The sequence below is a fragment of the Halosimplex rubrum genome (assembly GCF_013415885.1).
Lineage (GTDB): Archaea > Halobacteriota > Halobacteria > Halobacteriales > Haloarculaceae > Halosimplex > Halosimplex rubrum.
The window spans coordinates 342,198-361,525 of the sequence record NZ_CP058910.1 but is presented as its reverse complement, the minus strand read 5'-3'; the positions used below and the strand labels follow the sequence as shown (position 1 = coordinate 361,525).

Here is a 19,328-nt window from a genome sequence, read left to right as displayed (position 1 = left end):
CTCGACCGACAGGTCCTCGGCGACCGTGGCGATCAGGTCCTCTCAGAGCGCGCGGACGCGCCGAGTGAAGCCGTACAGCAGGTGGTAGAACGGTCGCAGGAAGTAGTTGAGCATGCCGACGAGGCCGAGGAGGCCGCCCAGCGCCTGCACCTCGCCGGCGGTCGCGCCGAGGTAGACGCCGACGACGGCGGCCGCGAGGAACGGGCCGAGCCAGACGTCGGTCGCGACCTCGCGCGGCCCGAGGCCGCCGTCCCGTTCGGTCGAGCCGACCCGCTCGGAGACGAGATAGAGGGCGAGGCCGACGAGGACGAGCGCGACTGCGAGCGCGAGCGAGCCGGTGACGCCCGCCGATCCGGCGGCGACCAGGAGCAAGCCCCCGGCGAGCAGGACGACCGTCCCGCGCATCACGACCTCGTCGAGTCCCCGGTCCATACACCTACGGGACGGCGGGCGCGCCTTGGTCCTTTCGTCACGCGGTCTGACCACCGGACTGAGACGCGAGCGCCGCCCGTCGGACCGGGACCGACGGCCGGAGCCCGCGGCTATTAGTGGCCCAGGCCCGCAGACGAGAGCGTGCAACCGGAGTCGGTCGGCGAGCGGGCGCGAGCGGGCGGCCGGGAAGCGGTCGCCGTCGGCAGGGCCGTCGTCGCGCTCGTGCGCGAGCGGGAAGTCACCTTCCTGGCGGCGGGCATCGCCTACTACGCGTTCGTGTCGCTGCTGCCGGCGCTGCTGCTGTTGCTGGTCGTGGCGTCGACGCTGGGCGGCCCGGAACTGGCCGCCGAGGTCGTGGCGGCGACCGGGAGCGCGCTCTCGCCGGTTGGCCAGGACCTGGTGCGGTCGACGCTGGTCGACGCCGCGGGGGCGACGCCGGCGACGCTCGTCGGCGTCGCGCTGCTCGCCTGGAGCACGCTGAAGGTGTTCCGCGGGCTGGACATCGCGTTCTCGCGGATCTACGGGACGGAGGCGGCGGAGTCGATGGTGGGCAAAGTGCGTGACGCGGCGGTCGCGCTGGGCGCGGTCGGGTTCGGGCTGGCGGCGCTCGTGGGCGTCGGCGTCGCCGTCAGCTACGCCGGGGTCGCGCTGGCCGGCTCCCTCGGAACCGTCGCCCTGGTCGTCGTGTTGAGCGTCGTCTTCTTCCCGCTGTTCGTGATCTTCCCCGACACCGACGCCGACCTCCGCGAGGCGCTCCCGGGGACCGTCTTCGCGGCGGTCGGCTGGACGCTGCTGGGGACCGGATTCCGGCTCTACGCGGGGATGGCCGGCCAGTTCGACGTGTACGGGGTGTTGGGGGTCGTCCTGTTGCTGGTGACGTGGTACTACGCGGGGGCGACGGTCCTGTTGGTGGGGGCGGCGGTGAACGCGGTGTTGGCCGACCGGGGGCGCCGGACCACCAACACCAAGGGGGAGCCAGGCGACAGTGGAGGTACGCGCCCATGACCGCCGACACTGGTGCCGACGACGACTCCGCCGCGGGCGACGAGCGCACGGCCTCCCCGAGTCCGGGGTCGGAAGAGGCGGGGGTTGACGCCGAAGTCAACGAGCTCCGCGAGGAACTGGATGCGCTGCGGACCCGCATCGACGAGAAGACGGTCCACCGCGACGACATCCGCGAGGAGCTCCGCCGCTACGTCCGCAAACGCCAGCGCCGCGGCCACGCGACCGGGTGGGGTCCCTACCTCGTGCTCCTCTACGGCACCGCGATGACCATCGGCGCCTTCTACTACCTGAACAACTGGGCTGCCGTCGCCGCCATGCTCGTCGTCTGGCTCTCGACGCTGGGCCTCTACGTCTTCATGGTCGTCCTCGGCTCGTTCCTCGCCGCCGGCCGCAAGGCCGCCGGACTGGCCGACCTCGCCCGGAAGTTCCGGTAGCTGTCCCGCCGGCGAGCCGGCCGCGCACCGCGCGACGCGCCGCCGGCCCGCAGTCGCCCGACTGCGCGCTTCCCGGCTTCGTAACACATAAAGTCCGGCTTGCGTAGTTCGTGGCATGGCTCAGGGTGGCGCATCGACCGACGGGGAGTCCCGCGTCGACCTCCACGTCAAGGTCTTGGACGAGGGGGTCGTCCGCCGGGCCAAGGCCGTCGGCCTCGACGCCATCGTCTACGCCCCCCACTTCACCCACCTCTCGACGATCCGCGAGCGCGCCGCTCGCTTCTCCGACGACGACCTCCTGGTGGTGCCCGGCCGGGAGTACTTCACCGGCAAGTGGTCCACCCGCAAGCACGTCCTCGCCGTCGACCCCGACGAACCGGTCCCCGACTTCCTCAGCTTCGAGGACACCATGGCCGAGATCGCCGGCCACGACGCCGCCGTGCTGGTCCCTCACCCCGAGTTCCTCACGCTCAGCATGACCGAAGGGGACATCGCCGGCCACGCCGACGACATCGACGCCGTCGAGGTGTACAACCCGAAACACTGGCCGTGGGACGACCGCCGCGCCCGCGAGATCGCCCGCGAGTCGGGGCTGCCGACCTTCCTCTCGTCGTACGCCCACCTCACGGCCACGATCGGCGAGGCCTGGGTCGCCTTCGACCGCCCCGTCGACACCGCGTCCGACCTCGTCGCGGCGCTGCGCTCGGGCGCCCCCCGCCGGATGTACCACCGCGACGGCTTCGTCCACCAGCTCAAACGGCGCGTCGAGTTCGCCCATCTGGGCTGGGAGAACTCCCACGACAAGTTCAAGCGCGTCGTCCTCCCCGGCGACGAGCCGACCCACCCCGCCGGCGACTACCCCGACCGCTTCGCCGACATGAACGCCTACGGGAGCGACGGCGGCCTCCTCTAGCCGTCGCCGGTCTCCCGCCCCACAGCGCCGTTCCGGGTCTACAGCGCCGCTAGCGCCTCGGCGAGCTGATCGGCGAGCAGCAGCCGCACGACGACGGCGAACGTCAGGGTGACGGCGACGGCCGCGACCGCCGTCCCGCGCCAGTCGTTGACCCACCCGCGGTCGGTCTGCTCGCGCGCCACGAAGACGACGTAGTCGGTGATCGCGACCGCCGAGGCGACCGCGAGCGCCCAGAGCAGCGCCTCGGTCGCCGCGACGGCCGGCACCAGCATCGCCACCATCGCCAGGAACTGCAGGTTCGTGACGACCTTCCCCGGCAGCCGCGCTTTCACCTTCTCGGTCTCGAAGGCGAGCACGGGGACCAGGGGAACCAGCGCCACGACGAAGGCGTCCCGCGCGAAGAAGAAGACCAGATAGGCGGCGTCGAGCCCCGTCGCCGGAAAGAGGGCGACGACGAGGACCAGGGCGGTGAGCTTGTCCAGCGCCGGGTCCATGAGCGCGCCGAGTTCCGTCGTCTGGTCGAGCCGGCGGGCCACCCAGCCGTCGACGCCGTCCGAGAGGACGACGAGCGCGAACAGCGCGTAGCGAACCGGGGAGTCCACGGCGAGGACGATCCCCGCCACGAGTGGCAGCCGGGAGAGCGAGATCAGGTTCGGGACGGTCCACACCTCGCTCGCCCGCGCCCGCCAGTCGATGTCCATCGTGCTGGGTTGGACCGTCGTCGCCCATGTGTCCACCGATCCGTCGCAGTCTCTCGAGACGCTGCCGCGACCGGTACCCCGAAGACGGCCGAGTCCGACGGGGCGGACGATGCCGACCGACGCGCTCCCACGGATCGGGCTGGGCACGTACTCCGACGACGACCGCGGTCAGTGGCGCGACAACGTCGCGACCGCCCTCGACGAGGGGTACCGCCACGTCGACACCGCTCAGGACTACGACAACGAGACCTACGTCGGCGAGGGGATCGCCGACGCCGCCGTCGACCGCGAGGACGTCTTCGTCGCGACGAAGCTCGCCGCCGGCAACCTCGCCTACGCGGACGTGCTCGAGACGGCCGCGGCGAGCCGCGACCGCCTCGGCGTCGACGCAATCGACCTGCTGTACGTCCACTGGCCGGCCGACAGCTACGACCCCGACGAGACGCTGCGGGCGCTCGACGAACTGCGCGACGAGGGCGTCGTCCGCCACGTCGGGCTGTCGAACTTCACGCCCGACCTGCTCGACGAGGCCCGCGACTCCCTCGACGCACCGGTCGCCGCCCACCAGGTCGAGTGCCATCCTCTCCTCCAGCAGGACGAACTGCGTGCCTACGCCCGCGAACACGACCACTGGCTGGTCGCCTACTCCCCGCTCGCGCAGGGCGCGGTGTTCGACGTGCCCGCCGTCCGCGAGGTGGCAGAGAAACACGACGCCACGCCCGCGACGGTGTCGCTCGCCTGGCTCTGCTCGAAGGACAACGTCGCCGTCGTCCCCAAGGCCAGCAGCCGCGAGCACATGCGCCAGAACGTCGCCGCTCGCGACCTCGAACTCGACGACGAGGATATCGCCCGCATCGACGACGTCGAGCGCGAGCACCGCGTCATCGACCCCGCGTTCGGCCCCTGGAACGCGTAGCGGTCGGTCGCCGCCGCTCAGACGAGGCCGTTCGTCCGCTCGCCCGCCCGCTCCAGCGAGTCAACGGTTCGCGCCCTCGTACTCGTAGATCAGCCACTCGCTGTCGTTGTCGAAGCCGGCGTCGGCGACCAGTTCGAGGACCTCGGTGAACGGGCGGTCGACGTCGCGGAGCGCGTACAGCTGGACGGCCGAGCGTGTCATCGACGCGGACCAGTCGCCCACGCCGAAAGCCGTTGGCCTCCCGGAACGGCTCGCTGTGGTCGACTGCGGTGACTCGGTCGCTGCCCGTGGACGCTCCTCGCTTCGCGCGACCGCGTGACCGTCTCCCGCGACACCCCTATCACGCTGGCGACCGTACCTCCGACTGTTATGACCTCAGACCGCGTCGTCGACCTGCTGAAACGCGCCTACAGCGACGAGATCGAGACCGTGATGAACTACCAGACGAACGCGATCGTCCTCGACGGCATCCACGCCGAAGAGGTCAAAGCGAGCCTGCAGACCGACATTCAGGAGGAGCTGGGCCACGCCGAGGAGATCGGTCAGCGACTCAAGCAGCTGGAGGCTCGCCCTCCGGGCTCGGCGGAGTTCACCGCGCACCAGGACAGCCTCCAGCCGCCCGAGGACTCGACGGACGTGCTCGCCGTCATCGACGGCGTCCTCGACGCCGAGTCCGACGCCATCGAGACCTACCACGACCTCATCGACGCCGCCGAGGACGCCGACGACCCGCTCACCGAGGACCTGGCGGTGACCCTGCTCGCCGACGAGGAGGCCCACCGCACCGAGTTCCGCGGCTTCCGCAAGGAGTACGCCGACGAGTAGCCCGCCGGCGTCTCCCGACGCCCGCCGCCCCCGCACAGGGGGCAAACGCCTTGTCGCTGGCGGCCGACCGGGGCGGACGTGTCCCGAGACGACGACGAGTTACCCCCGCCGTCGCGGTGTCGGCCGACCGACGAGTTGCCCCCGCTTCTCGAGTTCCGCGACGGCTCCCCCGTCGAGACCGCCGCCGACTGGCGCGAGCGCCGGGCGGAACTCCGCCGGTCGCTCCGCCACTACGTCTACGGCTACGCGCCCGACCCACCGGAGATCGAGACGGCGACCGAGCGCACCGCGGACGTTCTCGACGGTGCGGCGACGCTCGTCGAGACCGAGATCGCGTTCGCGGCCCTGCCGGCCGACGCGCCCTCGATAACCCTCGCCGTCTTCCTGCCGAGCGACGCCGTCGACGCCGGTCGGTCTGTCCCGGTCCTGCTGGGGTTGAACTGGCGGGGCAACCACGCCGCCGTCGACGACCCGGCGGTCACGATCACCGACACCGCCCGCGAACACGGCGGCCGCGGGGACGGGGCCGCCGAGCGCGGCGTCGCCGCCGACTACTGGTGCGTCGACCAGATCCTCTCGCGGGGCTACGGCTTCGCCACCTACCAACTCGCCGATGTCGACCCCGACAGCGGCGACCCCGCCGACGGGATCCGCCCGTACTACGACGACGATCTGCCCGGCCCGCCGGGTACCGAGTGGGGTGTCCTCGCGGCGTGGGCCTGGGGGCTCCAGCGCTGTGTCGACGCGCTCCGTCCGATGGAGGCGGTCCGCGCCGGCGAGATCGCCGTCCTCGGCCACTCCCGCTGTGGCAAGGCTGCGCTGCTGGCGGGCGCGACCGACGAGCGGGTCGGCCTCGTCGCGCCCCACCAGTCGGGGACGGGCGGGACGGCGCTCGACCGCGACAACGATCAGGAGGGGATCGGCGACATCACCGGGATGTTCCCGGGGTGGTTCGCCGACACCTACGCGGCCTTCGACGGCCAGGTCGACCGGCTCCCCGTCGACAGCCACTCCCTCGCCGCGCTCGTCGCGCCCCGCCCGCTCATCGATACCGCGGGCGCCCGCGACTACTGGACTAACCCCGGCCGCGCCCTGGACGCCGTCCGCGCCGCCGAGCCCGTCTGGGAACTGCTCGGCGCCGAGGGGATCGGCGACGACCTCCCGCTGTACGGTGATGACGCGATCGGCGACGAGACCGTCGGTTCGCTCTGTCACTACCGCCGCGAGACCGGTCACACCCTGAACGAGGGGTATCTCGACGCCGTCCTCGACTTCGCCGACGTACACTTCGACGGCGGCTAGGGGACCGCGACCGGACGGGGGCGCCACGAGGCTTATCCCGATCGGCACCCTCCTATGGGACGACCGATGGGCATCTTCAACAGGCTCGGCCGGGAGGTCGAGGAGTTCAAGCAGAGCGCCAAGCAGGCGGCCGAGGACAGTCACGACTACCGGTGTGAGGCCTGCGACGCTCGCTTTTCAACCGAGTACGACGAGTGTCCCGATTGCGGCGCCGAGGCGGTCGTGCCCGCGGCGGACGACGAGTAGGCCCGTTTCGACCGGAGACCGGAGGTGGTCTTATCGGCTCGCGGAACGACCGTCGAAGCGTGCCACCCGCCGAGGAGTTGTGGTCACAGCACGAGCGATGGTCGACCCGTCCCGCGCTACTGCTGGCTCTCGGTGTCGTTCTCGCCGTCGCGTTCGCTCGGGCGCAGTGGATAGACCCGCGCCTCGCGCACGTTGGGGTCCGTCCCGTGCTCAAGTGGGCGCTCGCCGTCGGTGCGGCCTGTCTCGCGCTCGTCTGGGCCGTCGCGCCGCCGCGGGTCCGCGCCGCGGCCGCGCTCGTCGGCGGCATCTGTGGCTCCGCGGTGACCGTCGTCGGGGTCGTGTTCGACCCGTACACGGCCACCACCGCGGGCTACGCGGTCTCCGTCGGCACGCTGTCGATACTCTCCGCCGGTGTCCTCGAAACCGTCCGTCGGTTCGACTGGGACCGCTCCCGGTAGGCCGCGAGAAGCTCCGGCTACCGCTCCCGAACAACGACGAACTCCGCCAGGTCGCGCAGGTAGTCCATCGCTTTCGAGTCCTCGGCGTCGACCGACCCGAGCGCGTCGAGCGCCACTTGCGATTGCTCGTGGGCGCGGTCGTTGGCCTCCTCGGGGGAGAGATCCGCGACTTGCACGAGCGACGGGCGCTCCATGGCGGCGTCGTGGCCGGTGGGCTTGCCCAACTCTTCCGAGTCGGCGGTGGCGTCGAGCACGTCGTCGCGCATCTGGAAGGCGACGCCGACGCGCTCGGCGTACTTCCCGAAGTTCTCGACGGTGTAGGCGTCGGCCTCAGCGGCGATCGCCCCGAGTTCCGCCGCGGCGCGGAACAGCGCGCCGGTCTTCCGGCGGGCGAGCTCCATGTACTCCGCTTCGCTGGCCGGCTGGGCGACGAGTTCGGTCGCCTCGCCCTCGCCGAGTTCGACCATCGACTCGGAGACGGCCTGCATCGCCCGCTCGTTCGAAGAGAAGAGGGCGAACGCCTCGCCGAGCAGGCCGTCGCTGGCGATGATCGCGGGGCCGTGGCCGAACTCCGCCCACGCCGAGGGCGTCCCGCGGCGCAGCTCGGAGCGGTCGATGATGTCGTCGACGACCAGCGACGCGCTGTGGACGAGTTCGATGCCGACCGCGAACTCCACGGCGGTATCGACGTCGCCGCCCAGCGCCTCGCAGACCAGCACCGTCACCGTCGGCCGCACCCGTTTGCCTCCCGAGAGGACGACGTGGCGGACCTCGTCGCCGAGTTCGTCGGGTTCGACGGCGTCGAGGGTCGCCTCCAGCCGTTCCTCGACGCGTCCCCGACGACTCTCCAGGTACTCCATCGCCCCACGCTTAGGAACAGCCCCGCAAGTAGCTGACGAAACCGCCACCCGGTCAGTGCCACGGCGGCGCCGAACACCAGGGGACGGAGTCCGTTGGCGGCCCGGTGGCCCATCGCCGGTAAATGTCTTCTGCGAGAACAGAGTCGCGCACGACGCCGCAGACACCGGCCCTACCCGCCGAACTGCTCGGTCAGCGCCGGCACGACCTCGAACAGGTCGTCGACGATGCCAGTACCACCTTTTTCCCGCTCGGGTATCCTCGGGCCGTCGGCCCTGCGGGTACCACTCGCGGCAAAAACGTGGGCGAAAAAGACCGCGCCTCACACGGTTCGGCGCGGTGAACCGGCGTCGCGAGCCTGCGAGCGTGGGCTCGAACGGCGCGTCGCGCCTTTCGGCGCCAGCGGCGACGGCCCCTACCCACCGAACTGCTCGGTCAGCGCCGGCACGACCTCGAACAGGTCGTCGACGATGCCGTAGTCGGCGATGTCGAAGATGGGCGCGTTGGGGTCCGTGTTGATGGCGATTATCGTGTCCGCGCCTTTCATCCCCGCCACGTGCTGGACCGCGCCGGAGATCCCGATGGCGATGTACACGTCGGGCGTGACGACCTTTCCGCTCTGGCCGACCTGGCGGTTCTTCGGGAGCCAGCCGCTGTCGACGACCGGACGCGAGGCCGAGACGGTGGCGTCCAGCGCCTCGGCCAGGTCCCGGATGATGTCGAGGTTGTCCTCCTCCTCGATGCCCCGGCCGACCGAGACGAGCACGTCGGCCTCGGAGATGTCCACGTCGCCGCCCGCAACCTCCTCGAAGCCGGTCACGGTCGAGCGCACCGCGGACTCGTCGATGCTCACGTCGAAGGGCTCGACGGTCGCGTCGCCGCCCGTCGGCGCCTGGGGCCACTCCGCGGGTCGGAGCGTCACGACCGCCCGGTCGGCGTCGACCTCGATGGTCGTCTCGACTTTCGATCCGTACATCTCGCGGGTGACGGCGAGGTTACCGTCGACCGCCATATCGACGGCGTCGGTCACGATCGGCAGGCCCAGCCGCTCGGCCACGGCGGGCGCGTAGTCGAGGCCGTTGACGGTGTGGGGGACGAGCAGGTAGTCGGGGTCCAGTTCGCCCGCAAGCTGCTCGACGGCCTGGACGGACACGTCGTGGTTGAACTCCTCGCCGTAGTCGACGGTGTGGACCCGATCGACGCCCTCGCGGACCAACGCCTCCCCGAAGGCATCCACGTCGCCGCTCACGACCGCGAGGTGTAGCTCCGAGTCGGTGGCGTCGGCCAGTTCGCGACCGGCGCCCGCGAGTTCGTGGCTCACGTCGCGCAACTCGCCGCGGCGGTGTTCGGCGACGGCCAGGACCGTCATTGACCCACCCCCTCCTCGCGGAGGACGGCGGCGAGTTCACCCGCCGTCTCGTCGGCGCCGCCCTCGAAGACGGTCGCCTCGCCCTCGCTCTCCGGTTCGTAGGTCGCCGTCCAGCGCAGCGGCGTCTCCAGCGCGCTCTCGTCGAGACCCAGGTCGCCGAGCGTCTGCACGTCGAGGGGCTTGTTCTGGGCCTGGCGGATGCCCCGCAGGCTGGCGTAGCGCGGCTCGTTGATCCCCGTCTGGATGGTCAGGACGGCGGGCAGCTCCACGTCGGTCAGCTCCTCGACGCCGCCCTCCAGCTCGCGGTGGACCGAGGCGACGCCCGCGTCGGCGTCGAGGTCCAGCTGGTTGACGACCGCCGCCCACTCCTCGCCGAGCTTCTCGGCGAGCGTGACGCCGGTCGCGGCGAAGCTGTCGTCGCCGCTCTGGACGCCCGAGAGGACTAGGTCGGGCTCCTCCTCGCGGGCGACCGCCGCCAGCAGCTCGGCTTTGGTCTCGGCGTCGAGCAGCTCGCGCCCGGCGATGGCGTCGTCCCAGACCCGGACCGCGCGGTCGGCGCCCTTCGCCAGCGCCTTCCGGATCGTCTCCTCGGAGCGTTCCGGGCCGACGGTGACGGTGACGACCTCCACGTCCTCGCCGTCTTCGGCGATCCGGACGGCCTCCTCGACGGCGTAGTCGTCCCACTCGTTGAGTTCGTAGGTGAGATACCGCTCGTCGACGTCGAGTCCGTCGATCTCGAACTCGTCGTCGACGACCGCCACGTCCGTGACTGTGACGAGGACCTTCATGCCCCGAGGGTTGGCCCGCTCGGCGGTTAAACGTTTCCGAGGGGGCGACCGTTGTTCGGCGTTTTCGCCGCGAAACGGGTCGCTACCGCGAGAACACTCGGCCTACTCGGAGTCGAGATCGGTCACGTCCTCGTCGGGGAACGAGATGAGGTTCTCCCGGCCGATACGGAGTTTGTCGATCCGGTCGTCGTCGTCCATCGCCGAGAGCAACTGCGAGACCTTCGCGTTCGACCAGCCCGTCTCCTGGACGATGGCCGCCTGCTTCATCCGGCCGCCGTTGCGCTCGATCAACCGCTCGACGCGCTCCTCGTCGCTGAGCAGGTCCTCGTCGATGCCGTCGTCGGCTTCGTCGGCCCTCTCCGCGTCGGTGTCGGCGTCGGCGGTCGACCCGCCGGCGCCCGCGGCACTCCCGGCGGCCCCCGCGGCACCGCCGGTACCGGCGGTGGCCGCGTCGTCGGCCGGTGATGCGCCGCCGACGGCGGTATCGGCCGTCTCGCCGTCCGCCACGGCGCCGTCGGCGGCCGCCGCGCCGGCGTCGGGCTCGTCGCCGGAGCCGACGAGTCCGCCCAGCCCGTCGTCCTCGCGACGCATGTACGCGACGAGCACGGCGGCGCTCGCCCCGCCGACGACGGCGACGACCACGAACGGCAGCGCGCCCGCGATGCCGTCGCCGTCACTGCCGGGGCCACCGGGTGACGTTCCCGTGCCCGTCGCGGGGCCGCCGGGGGTGCCGGTCGGCGTCACCGTCGGCGGTCGTCCGGCCGTGGGCGTCGGTGTCGGGGACGCCGCGTCGCCGGAGTAGACGATCCACGGCCCGCGCTGGCCGAAGTCCTGTGGCCCCTCCCACCTGGCGACACCGCCCGCGAGACTCGACGCCGCGGCGGGGCCGCTCGTCGGCGCGCTGCTGATACCGTACCCGCTCGGCGGGACGACGACCAGCGTATCGCCCGCCGGCAGCGACGAGAGCCACACGCCCGAGGAGGTGTTGAACGCGTCGTCGATGGCGAGCAGGTCGCCGCTCGTCCGCCCGAAGTTCGTCCACGTGAACGTGACCCAGACGGCGCCGGTCTCGTCGTGCAGCGCGTGGTGGCGCTCGACGTTCCGGATCGTCATCTCCCGACCGGTCACGCCGCTGGCGTTGTCCGCGGCCTCCACGAACGAGTTCAAGGTGAGCGGCGACTCGCTCCGGTTGAACTCGTCGACGAACTCGCGGAACGCCCGCCGCTCGTCGCCTGTCGTGATCGAGTCCGACACGACGGTCTTCACGCGCCACCGCGCGTCGCCATCGGCGGCCATCTCGACCCGCATCTCGAACTCTCCCGGGTCGATTGAGCCGTTGTGCGGGGCGGCGTTCCCGTCGACCATTCCGGCGTGGTCCGCCGGGCTCGCGCCCACCTCGTCCCCGAGCGTCGCGGCTGGGACGACCCCGACCGGGAGGAGGAGGAGTACGGTGACGACGACGGCGAACGACCGCGGGGACATACTCGACTCATTTCGGCCGGAGCGGAAAACGCTTTTCATTAAAACGTCTCCGTTGCTTTTGAAACGTCTGCGGCTCTCTCCACGTCTCGCGGCGGTATCGTGAGTAGATGGGTTTTTGTAACCGGCGACGAAAGAGTGTATCCGATGTCTCCGAACCGCCCTGTCCTCCTCGCGGTCCTGGCCCTGCTCGTCGCGGCACCGGCGACACAGGCGGTCGCCGCGGGGTCGCTCGGAACCGACTCTGGGGCCGTTCCCGACCGCGCCCTCGAGTCCGGCGCCGGACCGCCGCTGGGCGCGTCGGCCGACGCCGCCGGGCTGTCGACGGACACCGCGGAACAGAACACCTCGAACTATCTCGGGATCAGCGACGGGTCCGTCGAGGCCGCCGACCACCAGCGGGTGGGGCTGAACATCGGTGGCGCCCTCCAGCGGGACGTGGCCGGTCTCCGTGGTCGGTACGCGTCGCTCACGTTCGAAGAGCGCTACGAGAACACGACGGGCGAGCGCGCGCGGTCGAGGCTCCTCCACGAGGAGGTCGAGCGCCTCGGCGAGCGCGTCCAGCGGCTCGAACTCCGTCGGAACCGGCTCATCGACGACTACAACGCCGGCGAGATCGACACCCGCGAGTTCCTGCGGGAGCTGGCGGCGCTCGACGCGACCGCCCGCGCCACCGGCGACCAGTTCGCCCGGATCCGCAGCGCGACGGGGCTCGAACTGCCCTCGGACCTGGACACGAAGATGAACAACCTCGAAGGCGACCTCCTCTCGCTACACGGGCCCGTCCGCGCCCAGCTGGGGAGCGCTATGGCGGGCGAGCGCACGTCCGTCCCCGCCTACACCGTCACGTCCCAGACGGGGACCGTCCTCTCGTCGATCGAGCGGTCGCAGTACTACCGCGAGGCCTATCTCGGCCAGAACCGCGAGCAGGTCGGCCGGGACCGGTTCGTCACGGACGCCGACCCGAACGGGGTCGGAAACGCCATCGGGCGGATGACTCAGCTCTACCCCTGGGCGAGTTTGAACGCTCGCTCCGGACCGACGGTCGAGCCCATCGGCAACACCTCCATCTACTACGTGTCGCTGCGCCACTCCCACGGCACGCTCGACACCTACCTCGACGGACGCACGGAGTCGCCGTTCCGCGAGTTACAGACCAAGCCCCTCGAAAACACGCCCCTGACCGCCACGACCAACACGAGCCAGGGCGTCGAACTGACCGTCAATCGCACGCACGCGACCGGCCCGATGCAGATCGTGGTCAGGGACAACTTGACCGGCGACGCCCTCGCCGCGAACGTCACGATCAACGGCGACGACGTGGGGTCGACCGGCGACGACGGGCGCCTCTGGACGCTCACCCCGAAACAGGCCGTCCGCATCGAAGTGACGACTGCCGGCGGCCGGACCGTCCGCGAACGGTTCTTCGCCAACTGACGAACCCCGCGCTCGCTCCGCTCGCGGCTCGGTCCACTCGCCGTTCGCCGTCCGCGGTCCTCACTTCGTTCGGACCGCGCTCCGCCCGCGAGCCGACTACTCGGGCACGTCGGCGACGGTCGTGATCGCGACCTCGGGGCTGTAGGAGGAACCTGCATCCACCTTTTTCTCCTCGGGTATCCTCGATCGCTTCGCTCGCTCCGGGTACCGCTCGTCGAAAAACGTGGGTGAAAAGCGCTCGCTCCGCTCACGGCTCGGTCCACTCGCCGTTCGCCGCCGCGGTCCTCACTTCGTTCGGACCACGCTCCGCTCGCGAGCGACTATTCGGGCACGTCGGCGACGGTCGTGATCGCGACCTCGGGGCTGTAGGAGGGGCCCATCGTCACGTGGCGGAACCGCTCGTAGCCGGCTTCGCGGAACATCCGGTCGGCTTCGTCCTCGCCGTAGAACAGCATGAAGGCGTCGGCGAGCTTCTGGAAGACGGTGTTGGAGGGGTAGTTCGGGCCGACGATGAGGACCTGCCCGCCGGGCTTGGCGATGCGGCGACACTCCGCCAGCGCGGCGACGGGGTCGGGCCAGTACTCGATCGAGCCCGAGGACCACACCACGTCGAAGGTGTCGTCTTTGAACGGCAGGCGCTCGGCGTCGCCGCGGTAGAAGCTGACGGGGTCGCGCTTGCCGAGTTTCTCCCAGGCCTTCTCCATCTGGTGGACGCTCTGGTCCAGGCCGTGGACGTCGTCGGTGTGTTCGAGGATGCCTTCGGTGCCGAAGCCGGTGCCACAGCCCACGTCGAGGACGCGGTCGTCGGGGCCGATGTCCAACAGATCCAGCGCCTCCGTCCGCATCTCCTCGGTCCAGATGAACGGGTTGACCTGGTCGTACACCTTCGAGAGGTACTTGTAGAAGATCCGGGCGCGCGTCTTGTCCTGGACGGCCATTGGCGGTGGTTGGGTCCAGATCGGCATAGTTCCCCCGTTTTCCGACGCTTCGCGCGGAGCGGGTCGGTCCCGTTCGCCCGACCCCGCGGGCGGTCCGGCTCTCCAGCGTGGTCGTGTGGGCGCGTTTCGGGACGTTCGACCGGGGACACTTCGCAACTACCAAATAGGCCCTGAACGGATCTCCCCACGATTAGCAAATGCCAAGGCCAGAGGTTCTCGACCGAGTCAAAGACGCCGAACAGGAGGCGGACGAGATCGTCGCCGAGGCCGAGGAGGACGCCGAGGAGACGATCGCCGAGGCCCGCGAGCGGGCCGACGAGATCCGCGAGCAGGCCCGCGAAGCGGCCGACGCGGAGGCCGAAGAGCGTCTCGAGGACGCGCGCGAAGAGATCGAGACCGAGCGCGAACGCATCCTCGAAGAGGGTGCCGAGGAGCGTGAGGCGCTCGAGGCGCGCGCCGAGGAACGCGAGGAGGCGGTCGTCGAGTACGTCGTGACACAGTTCGAGGAGGCGGTGAATGTTCAGACCTAAGCGAATGAGCAAGGTGTCCGTGACGGGCTCGAAAGCCGTCATGGACGACGTCATCGAGACCGTCCACGACCTGCACCTCGTCCACTTCACCGACTACGACGGCCGCTGGGAGGGCTTCGACAACGGCAACCCCATGGAGGGGGGCGACGAGGCTTCCGAGAAACTCGTCACCGTCCGCTCGCTCAAGAGCATCCTCGGCGTCGAGCCCGAGGACGCCGGCCCCAGCCGGATCGTCACCGACGAGACCCTCGAGACGGAGCTCGAAGAGATCCGGACCGAGGCCAACGAGCTCGACGACGAACGCACCGAGACCGAGAGCGAGCTCCGCGAGGTCGAGGAGGAGATCGCCGCGATGGACCCCTTCGCGACGCTGGGCATCGACCTGGACCTGCTGTGGGGCTACGATTCGCTCTCGGTCGCGGTCGGCGAGGGCAGCGCCGACGGCGTCGAGCGGGCCCTGGCCGACCTGGACGTCGCGACGCAGGTGTTCGCCGAGGACGGCGTCGTCGCCGCGTTCGCGCGGACCGACGAGGACACCCTCCAGAGCGCGGTCGTCGAGGCCGATTTCACCGCCATCGACGTTCCCCACGAGGAGGGCGACCCGCAGGACGTGCTCGCCGAGCTCGAACACCGCGAGCAGAAACTGGAGTCGAAGCTCGATACGGTCGAAGACCGGCTCGAGGAACTGCGTTACGACGTGGCCGGCTTCCTGCTGGCCGCCGAGGAGAAGCTCTCGATCCGCGCCCGGAAGGCGGAGGCGCCGCTCTCCTTTGCGACGACCGAGAACGCCTTCGTCGCCGAGGGGTGGATCCCGAGCGAGCGGGCCGACGAGTTCGAGCGCGCGCTGGCCGACGCCGTCGACGACCACGTCGACGTCGAGGAGCTCGAGGTCGCCGAGTACGACCGCCACGGCCACGCCGCGACGACCGAAGCGGTCGACCACACGCCCGAGGCCACCGGTGCCGGCACCGGCGGCGTCGAGGAGGAAGGGGCGACCGCTGCGGCCGACGAGGACGAGGCCGAACCGCAGACGGCCCGGACGGACGGCGGAACGGTCACGATGGGCGGCGACGACGACCCGCCGGTCATCCAGGACAACGGAGTGAGCCAGCCGTTCGAACTCCTCACGAAGGCCGTCGGCCGACCCAACTACTCGGAGTTCGACCCCACGCTCATCCTCTTTCTGACCTTCCCGCTGATGTTCGGGTTCATCATCGGTGACGTGGGCTACGGGCTGATCTACACCGGGGTCGGCTACTACATGATCCGGAACTACGACTCGGACGCGTTCAAGAACTTCGGCGTCATCACCGCGGTCTGCGGCGTCGCGACGGCGATATTCGGGTTCCTCTACGGCGAGATATTCGGTCTGCATCTGGTCGCCTCGCAGTTCTGGGAGGGTGTCGTCGGGCTCAACCACGCGCCCATCGAGAAGGGCCTCTCGCCGGCGACGAGCTACTGGGCCAACACCTGGTTCCTCGTCACCGCACTCTTTGGCCTGCTGCACCTCAACACCGCGTACGTGCTGGAGTTCGTCGAGAACGTCTCGCTGCACGGCGTGAAGGAAGCGATCCTCGAGACGGGGTCGTGGATACTGGCGCTCAACGGGCTGTGGATCTTCATCTTCAGCCGCCTGTTCGACGGCGCCAAGCCCGACCTGCTGTTCGAGACGTTCGACGAGGGACACGCGGCCGCCTTCGAACTGGGCTTCGCCGGGTTCCCCGCCGAGATCGGCTGGGTCGGCCTCGGCATGGTCGGCCTCGGCATGGCACTGCTGGCCATCGGGCCGGTCCACGAACTCATCGAGATCCACGTCGTGCTGGCTCACACCCTGTCGTACCTGCGGATCGCCGCGGTCCTCCTGGCGAAGGCCGGCATGGCCTTCGCGGTGAACCTCCTGTTCTGGGGGGCCTACGAGATCCCGACCGAGTACGGCGCCGAGTGGCACTTCATGCTCACCTACGGCCCGGAGTACGCCCTCGAACACTACGAGGGCGCGGCGATCCTCTTCCCGGGGATGGTCCACATGGGCCCGGCGATGGCGGTCTTCGGCGTGTTCGTCCTGATCGTCGGGAACCTCGTCGTGCTGATCCTGGGGGTCACCTCCTCGGGCATCCAGTCGATCCGCCTGGAGTTCTTCGAGTTCTTCGAGAAGTTCTACGAGGGCAACGGCACGGCCTACCAGCCGTTCGGGACCGAGCGGACCTACACCGCCGACGACCAGTCCTGAGCCGCCCGCGCTTTCGCTCTCCGCGTTCGCCGACACGCAGCGAGTGGCGACGCCGATCGGTCGGTGACCGGCGCCGTTCGGCGGCCGGGGCCGCCCCACCGGAGAGAGTGATCCTTGGAAACGGTTGGCGTGGGTTTGTATTCGGTTGATTTGGGAAGCTTTATGCCCACGATAGAGCAATTCGACCGTGTACGGAACGGAACCGTCGCGACACACCCTATACAACAATGATCGACACTCTCGCACTCGCACTGCAGCAGGCGTCCAGTAGTCCCGCACTCACACCCAAGGCGGCCGCGGCGATCGCCGTCGGTCTCGGCGCGCTCGCGACCGGTTACGCCCAGCGTGGTATCGGTTCCGCAGCCATCGGGGCTGTCGCCGAGGACGATGACATGTTCGTGCAGGCGCTGATCTTCACGGCCCTGCCCGAGACGCTGATCATTATCGCGTTCGTCACCATCTTCATCGTCCCGTCGGCTTACTGACCGCACCGAACTTTACTATCACACATGAGCCTCGATACAGTCGTAGAGGACATTCGAGACGAGGCCCGCGCACGTGCGGAGGAGATTCGGGCCGACGCCGAGGCACAGGAAGACGAACTCATCTCGGAGGCCGAAACCGACGCCGAGGCCATCCGCGAGGAGCGCGCCCAGGAGGTCGAGGCCACGATCGAACAGGAGCGCGAGCAGATGCTGTCGAGCGCGAACCTCGAGGCCAAACAGGAGCGTCTCGGCGCCCGCCGCGACGTGCTCCAGGAGGTCCGCGCGGCCGTCGAAGCCGAGCTGGCCGACCTCGACGGCGAGCGCCGCGAGGAGCTGACGCGGACCCTGCTCGACGCCGCCAGCGAGGAGTTCGACGACGGCGACGACGTGCGCGTGTACGGTCGCGCCGACGACGAGGAGCTGCTGGCCGACCTCGCCGAGGAGTACGGCTACGAGTTCGCCGGCGAGCGCGAGTGTCTCGGCGGCGTCGTCGTCGAGAGCGACACCTCGCGGGTCCGGGTGAACAACACGTTCGACTCGGTGCTGGAGGACGTCTGGGAGGACGAACTCCGGGAGATCAGCACCCGCCTGTTCGAAGACCAATGAGCGCGCCCGACTACGAGACCAGCAACTACGAGTACGTCAACGCCCGAGTGCGGTCCCGTCGGGCGTCGCTGTTCGACAGCGACGACTACCGGAAGCTGATCCGCATGGGGCCGGGCGAGATCGCCCGCTTCATGGAGGAGTCGGAGTACGAGACCGAGATGAACCGGCTCGGCGCCCGTCACGACGGGGTCGACCTCATCGAGTACGCGCTGAACCAGAACCTCGCCAAGCACTTCGAGGACCTGCTGCGGTGGTCGGAGGGGCGACTGTACGACTACGTCGTCCGGTACCTCCGGAAGTTCGACGCGTGGAACGTCAAGACGGTCCTGCGCGGCGTCTACTCGGGCGCCGAGGCGGCCGACGTAGAGGACGACCTCATCCGCGCGGGCGAGTTCTCCGAGGACCTGCTACGACGGCTGGTCGAGGCCGAGTCCGTCGACGACATCGTCGCCGCGCTGGAGGGCACCATCTTCGGCGAGTCCCTCGAGGCGGCCATGGAAGACTACGAGGACACCGGACTGTTGGTGCCGCTGGAGAACGCGGTCGACCGGCGGTTCTACGAGACGCTCATCGAGGGGCTGCCGACCAACCCGAACCGTCCGACCCAGCTGTACGTGCAGTTCCTGCGAGCGGAGATCGACTTCCGGAACGTCCGGAACGTCCTCCGGCTCGCCCGCACCGAGACGGATATGGACCCGGCGGAGTACTTCATCGAGGGCGGCCGGCTGTTCGACGCCGAGGAGCTGCGCCAGCTGGTCGACGACGAGGCGGCGCTGGTCGAGCGGATCCGCGACAGCACCTACGGCGACGACCTCGACGAGGCGCTGCGCGTGCTCGACGAGGCCGACAGCCTCATCGAGTTCGAGCACGCGCTCGACGCGGCGCTGCTGGCGTACGCCGACACGCTTTCCAACCGCTATCCCCTATCCGTCTGTCCGGTGCTGTCGTACGTACTCGCCAAGGAGCGGGAGATCAACAACATCCGCGCGGTCGCGCGCGGCCGAGAGGCGGGTCTCTCGCCGGAGCAGATCCGGGACGAACTGGTGGTACAATGAGCCAGGAGATCGCCGTCGTCGGCAGCCCGGACTTCACGACCGGTTTCCGACTCGCCGGGGTGCGGGAGTTCGCGGACGTGCCCGACGACGACAAGGACGAACAGCTCGACGACGCGGTCCGGGAGATGCTGGACGACGACGACGTGGGCATCCTCGTGATGCACGACGAGGATCTGGACCACCTCTCCCGGGGCGTCCGTTCGGACGTCGAAACGAGCGTGGAGCCGGTGCTGGTCACCCTCGGTGGCGAGGCCGGGTCCAGCGGACTGCGCGAGCAGATCAAACGCGCCATCGGCATCGACCTGATGGAGGAAGACTAAC

23 protein-coding genes are annotated in these 19,328 nt (G+C 69.9%); 15 read left to right on the top strand and 8 right to left on the bottom strand.

The window, feature by feature from the left end:
• Positions 1–42 precede the first annotated feature (42 nt).
• Positions 43–432 carry a hypothetical protein gene (locus HZS55_RS01825; protein ID WP_179910062.1) on the bottom strand — a complete coding sequence of 130 codons (390 nt, stop codon included), beginning with the start codon at positions 430–432 and terminating at the stop codon, positions 43–45.
• 141 nt (positions 433–573) lie between these two features.
• On the opposite strand from HZS55_RS01825, the gene HZS55_RS01820 reads away from it, so the two are divergent.
• From HZS55_RS01820 to HZS55_RS01810, 3 genes are all read left to right on the top strand, one after another.
• Positions 574–1,437, top strand: a complete 864-nt coding sequence (locus HZS55_RS01820; RefSeq protein WP_179910061.1) for a YihY/virulence factor BrkB family protein — start codon at positions 574–576, stop codon at positions 1,435–1,437.
• Positions 1,434–1,871 carry a ribonuclease BN gene (locus tag HZS55_RS01815; RefSeq protein ID WP_179910060.1) on the top strand — a complete coding sequence of 146 codons (438 nt, stop codon included), beginning with the start codon at positions 1,434–1,436 and terminating at the stop codon, positions 1,869–1,871. The genes HZS55_RS01820 and HZS55_RS01815 overlap by 4 nt, the downstream gene beginning before the upstream one ends.
• A gap of 115 nt (positions 1,872–1,986) precedes the next feature.
• A complete protein-coding gene (locus HZS55_RS01810) occupies positions 1,987–2,784 on the top strand; it encodes a PHP domain-containing protein (protein WP_179910059.1) in 798 nt (265 codons plus the stop codon).
• Between the two features lie 38 nt (positions 2,785–2,822).
• Here HZS55_RS01810 and HZS55_RS01805 read toward each other — a convergent pair whose 3' ends face one another.
• Positions 2,823–3,485: a CDP-alcohol phosphatidyltransferase family protein gene (locus HZS55_RS01805; RefSeq protein WP_179910058.1), complete on the bottom strand. Its 663-nt coding sequence runs from the start codon at positions 3,483–3,485 to the stop codon at positions 2,823–2,825.
• A 109-nt stretch (positions 3,486–3,594) separates the two neighbouring features.
• Between HZS55_RS01805 and HZS55_RS01800 the strand changes: the two genes are divergently transcribed.
• A complete protein-coding gene (locus tag HZS55_RS01800) occupies positions 3,595–4,401 on the top strand; it encodes an aldo/keto reductase (RefSeq protein ID WP_179910057.1) in 807 nt (268 codons plus the stop codon).
• Between the two features lie 60 nt (positions 4,402–4,461).
• Here HZS55_RS01800 and HZS55_RS01795 read toward each other — a convergent pair whose 3' ends face one another.
• Positions 4,462–4,602, bottom strand: coding sequence for a hypothetical protein (locus tag HZS55_RS01795; RefSeq protein ID WP_179910056.1), 141 nt, complete (start codon positions 4,600–4,602; stop codon positions 4,462–4,464).
• 168 nt (positions 4,603–4,770) lie between these two features.
• On the opposite strand from HZS55_RS01795, the gene HZS55_RS01790 reads away from it, so the two are divergent.
• The 4 genes from HZS55_RS01790 to HZS55_RS01775 all read left to right on the top strand — a co-directional run bounded on the left by HZS55_RS01790 (position 4,771) and on the right by HZS55_RS01775 (position 7,232).
• Entirely contained in the window at positions 4,771–5,226 is a 456-nt protein-coding gene (locus HZS55_RS01790; RefSeq protein WP_179910055.1) for a ferritin-like domain-containing protein, read from the top strand.
• A gap of 78 nt (positions 5,227–5,304) precedes the next feature.
• Positions 5,305–6,528, top strand: coding sequence for a glucuronyl esterase domain-containing protein (locus HZS55_RS01785; RefSeq protein ID WP_179910054.1), 1,224 nt, complete (start codon positions 5,305–5,307; stop codon positions 6,526–6,528).
• A 54-nt stretch (positions 6,529–6,582) separates the two neighbouring features.
• Positions 6,583–6,774, top strand: a complete 192-nt coding sequence (locus HZS55_RS01780; RefSeq protein ID WP_246308337.1) for a hypothetical protein — start codon at positions 6,583–6,585, stop codon at positions 6,772–6,774.
• Between the two features lie 59 nt (positions 6,775–6,833).
• On the top strand, positions 6,834–7,232 hold the full coding sequence (locus HZS55_RS01775; protein WP_179910053.1) for a hypothetical protein: 399 nt from the start codon (positions 6,834–6,836) through the stop codon (positions 7,230–7,232).
• Between the two features lie 17 nt (positions 7,233–7,249).
• On the opposite strand, the gene HZS55_RS01770 is transcribed toward HZS55_RS01775, so the two are convergent.
• From HZS55_RS01770 to HZS55_RS22530, 4 genes are all read right to left on the bottom strand, one after another.
• Entirely contained in the window at positions 7,250–8,092 is an 843-nt protein-coding gene (locus HZS55_RS01770; RefSeq protein ID WP_179910052.1) for a polyprenyl synthetase family protein, read from the bottom strand.
• 413 nt (positions 8,093–8,505) lie between these two features.
• Positions 8,506–9,459: an electron transfer flavoprotein subunit alpha/FixB family protein gene (locus tag HZS55_RS01765; protein ID WP_179910051.1), complete on the bottom strand. Its 954-nt coding sequence runs from the start codon at positions 9,457–9,459 to the stop codon at positions 8,506–8,508.
• Positions 9,456–10,247 carry an electron transfer flavoprotein subunit beta/FixA family protein gene (locus HZS55_RS01760; RefSeq protein WP_179910050.1) on the bottom strand — a complete coding sequence of 264 codons (792 nt, stop codon included), beginning with the start codon at positions 10,245–10,247 and terminating at the stop codon, positions 9,456–9,458. The genes HZS55_RS01765 and HZS55_RS01760 overlap by 4 nt, the downstream gene beginning before the upstream one ends.
• 102 nt (positions 10,248–10,349) lie before the next feature.
• The gene (locus HZS55_RS22530; RefSeq protein WP_246308336.1) at positions 10,350–11,729 is read right to left on the bottom strand and encodes a helix-turn-helix transcriptional regulator; all 1,380 of its coding nucleotides are present in this window, start codon (positions 11,727–11,729) and stop codon (positions 10,350–10,352) included.
• Between the two features lie 144 nt (positions 11,730–11,873).
• Between HZS55_RS22530 and HZS55_RS01750 the strand changes: the two genes are divergently transcribed.
• Entirely contained in the window at positions 11,874–13,163 is a 1,290-nt protein-coding gene (locus tag HZS55_RS01750; RefSeq protein WP_179910049.1) for a DUF7096 domain-containing protein, read from the top strand.
• 320 nt (positions 13,164–13,483) lie between these two features.
• Here the strand turns inward: HZS55_RS01750 and HZS55_RS01745 are convergent, their stop codons facing one another.
• Entirely contained in the window at positions 13,484–14,101 is a 618-nt protein-coding gene (locus HZS55_RS01745; protein ID WP_179910048.1) for a methyltransferase domain-containing protein, read from the bottom strand.
• Positions 14,102–14,298: 197 nt separating this feature from the next.
• On the opposite strand from HZS55_RS01745, the gene ahaH reads away from it, so the two are divergent.
• The 6 genes from ahaH to HZS55_RS01715 all read left to right on the top strand — a co-directional run bounded on the left by ahaH (position 14,299) and on the right by HZS55_RS01715 (position 19,327).
• Positions 14,299–14,631: an ATP synthase archaeal subunit H gene (ahaH, locus tag HZS55_RS01740; RefSeq protein WP_179910047.1), complete on the top strand. Its 333-nt coding sequence runs from the start codon at positions 14,299–14,301 to the stop codon at positions 14,629–14,631.
• Complete coding sequence (locus HZS55_RS01735) at positions 14,618–16,861, top strand: V-type ATP synthase subunit I (RefSeq protein WP_179910046.1); 2,244 nt, start codon at positions 14,618–14,620, stop codon at positions 16,859–16,861. Before ahaH ends, HZS55_RS01735 begins: the two co-directional genes overlap by 14 nt.
• 227 nt (positions 16,862–17,088) lie before the next feature.
• A complete protein-coding gene (locus HZS55_RS01730) occupies positions 17,089–17,346 on the top strand; it encodes a hypothetical protein (protein ID WP_179910045.1) in 258 nt (85 codons plus the stop codon).
• Positions 17,347–17,370: 24 nt separating this feature from the next.
• Positions 17,371–17,952 (top strand): V-type ATP synthase subunit E, encoded by a 582-nt coding sequence (locus HZS55_RS01725; RefSeq protein ID WP_179910044.1) that lies wholly within the window; start codon positions 17,371–17,373, stop codon positions 17,950–17,952.
• Positions 17,949–19,007: a V-type ATP synthase subunit C gene (locus tag HZS55_RS01720; protein WP_179910043.1), complete on the top strand. Its 1,059-nt coding sequence runs from the start codon at positions 17,949–17,951 to the stop codon at positions 19,005–19,007. The genes HZS55_RS01725 and HZS55_RS01720 overlap by 4 nt, the downstream gene beginning before the upstream one ends.
• A complete protein-coding gene (locus HZS55_RS01715) occupies positions 19,004–19,327 on the top strand; it encodes a V-type ATP synthase subunit F (protein ID WP_179910042.1) in 324 nt (107 codons plus the stop codon). Before HZS55_RS01720 ends, HZS55_RS01715 begins: the two co-directional genes overlap by 4 nt.
• The last annotated feature ends 1 nt before the right edge of the window (position 19,328 follow it).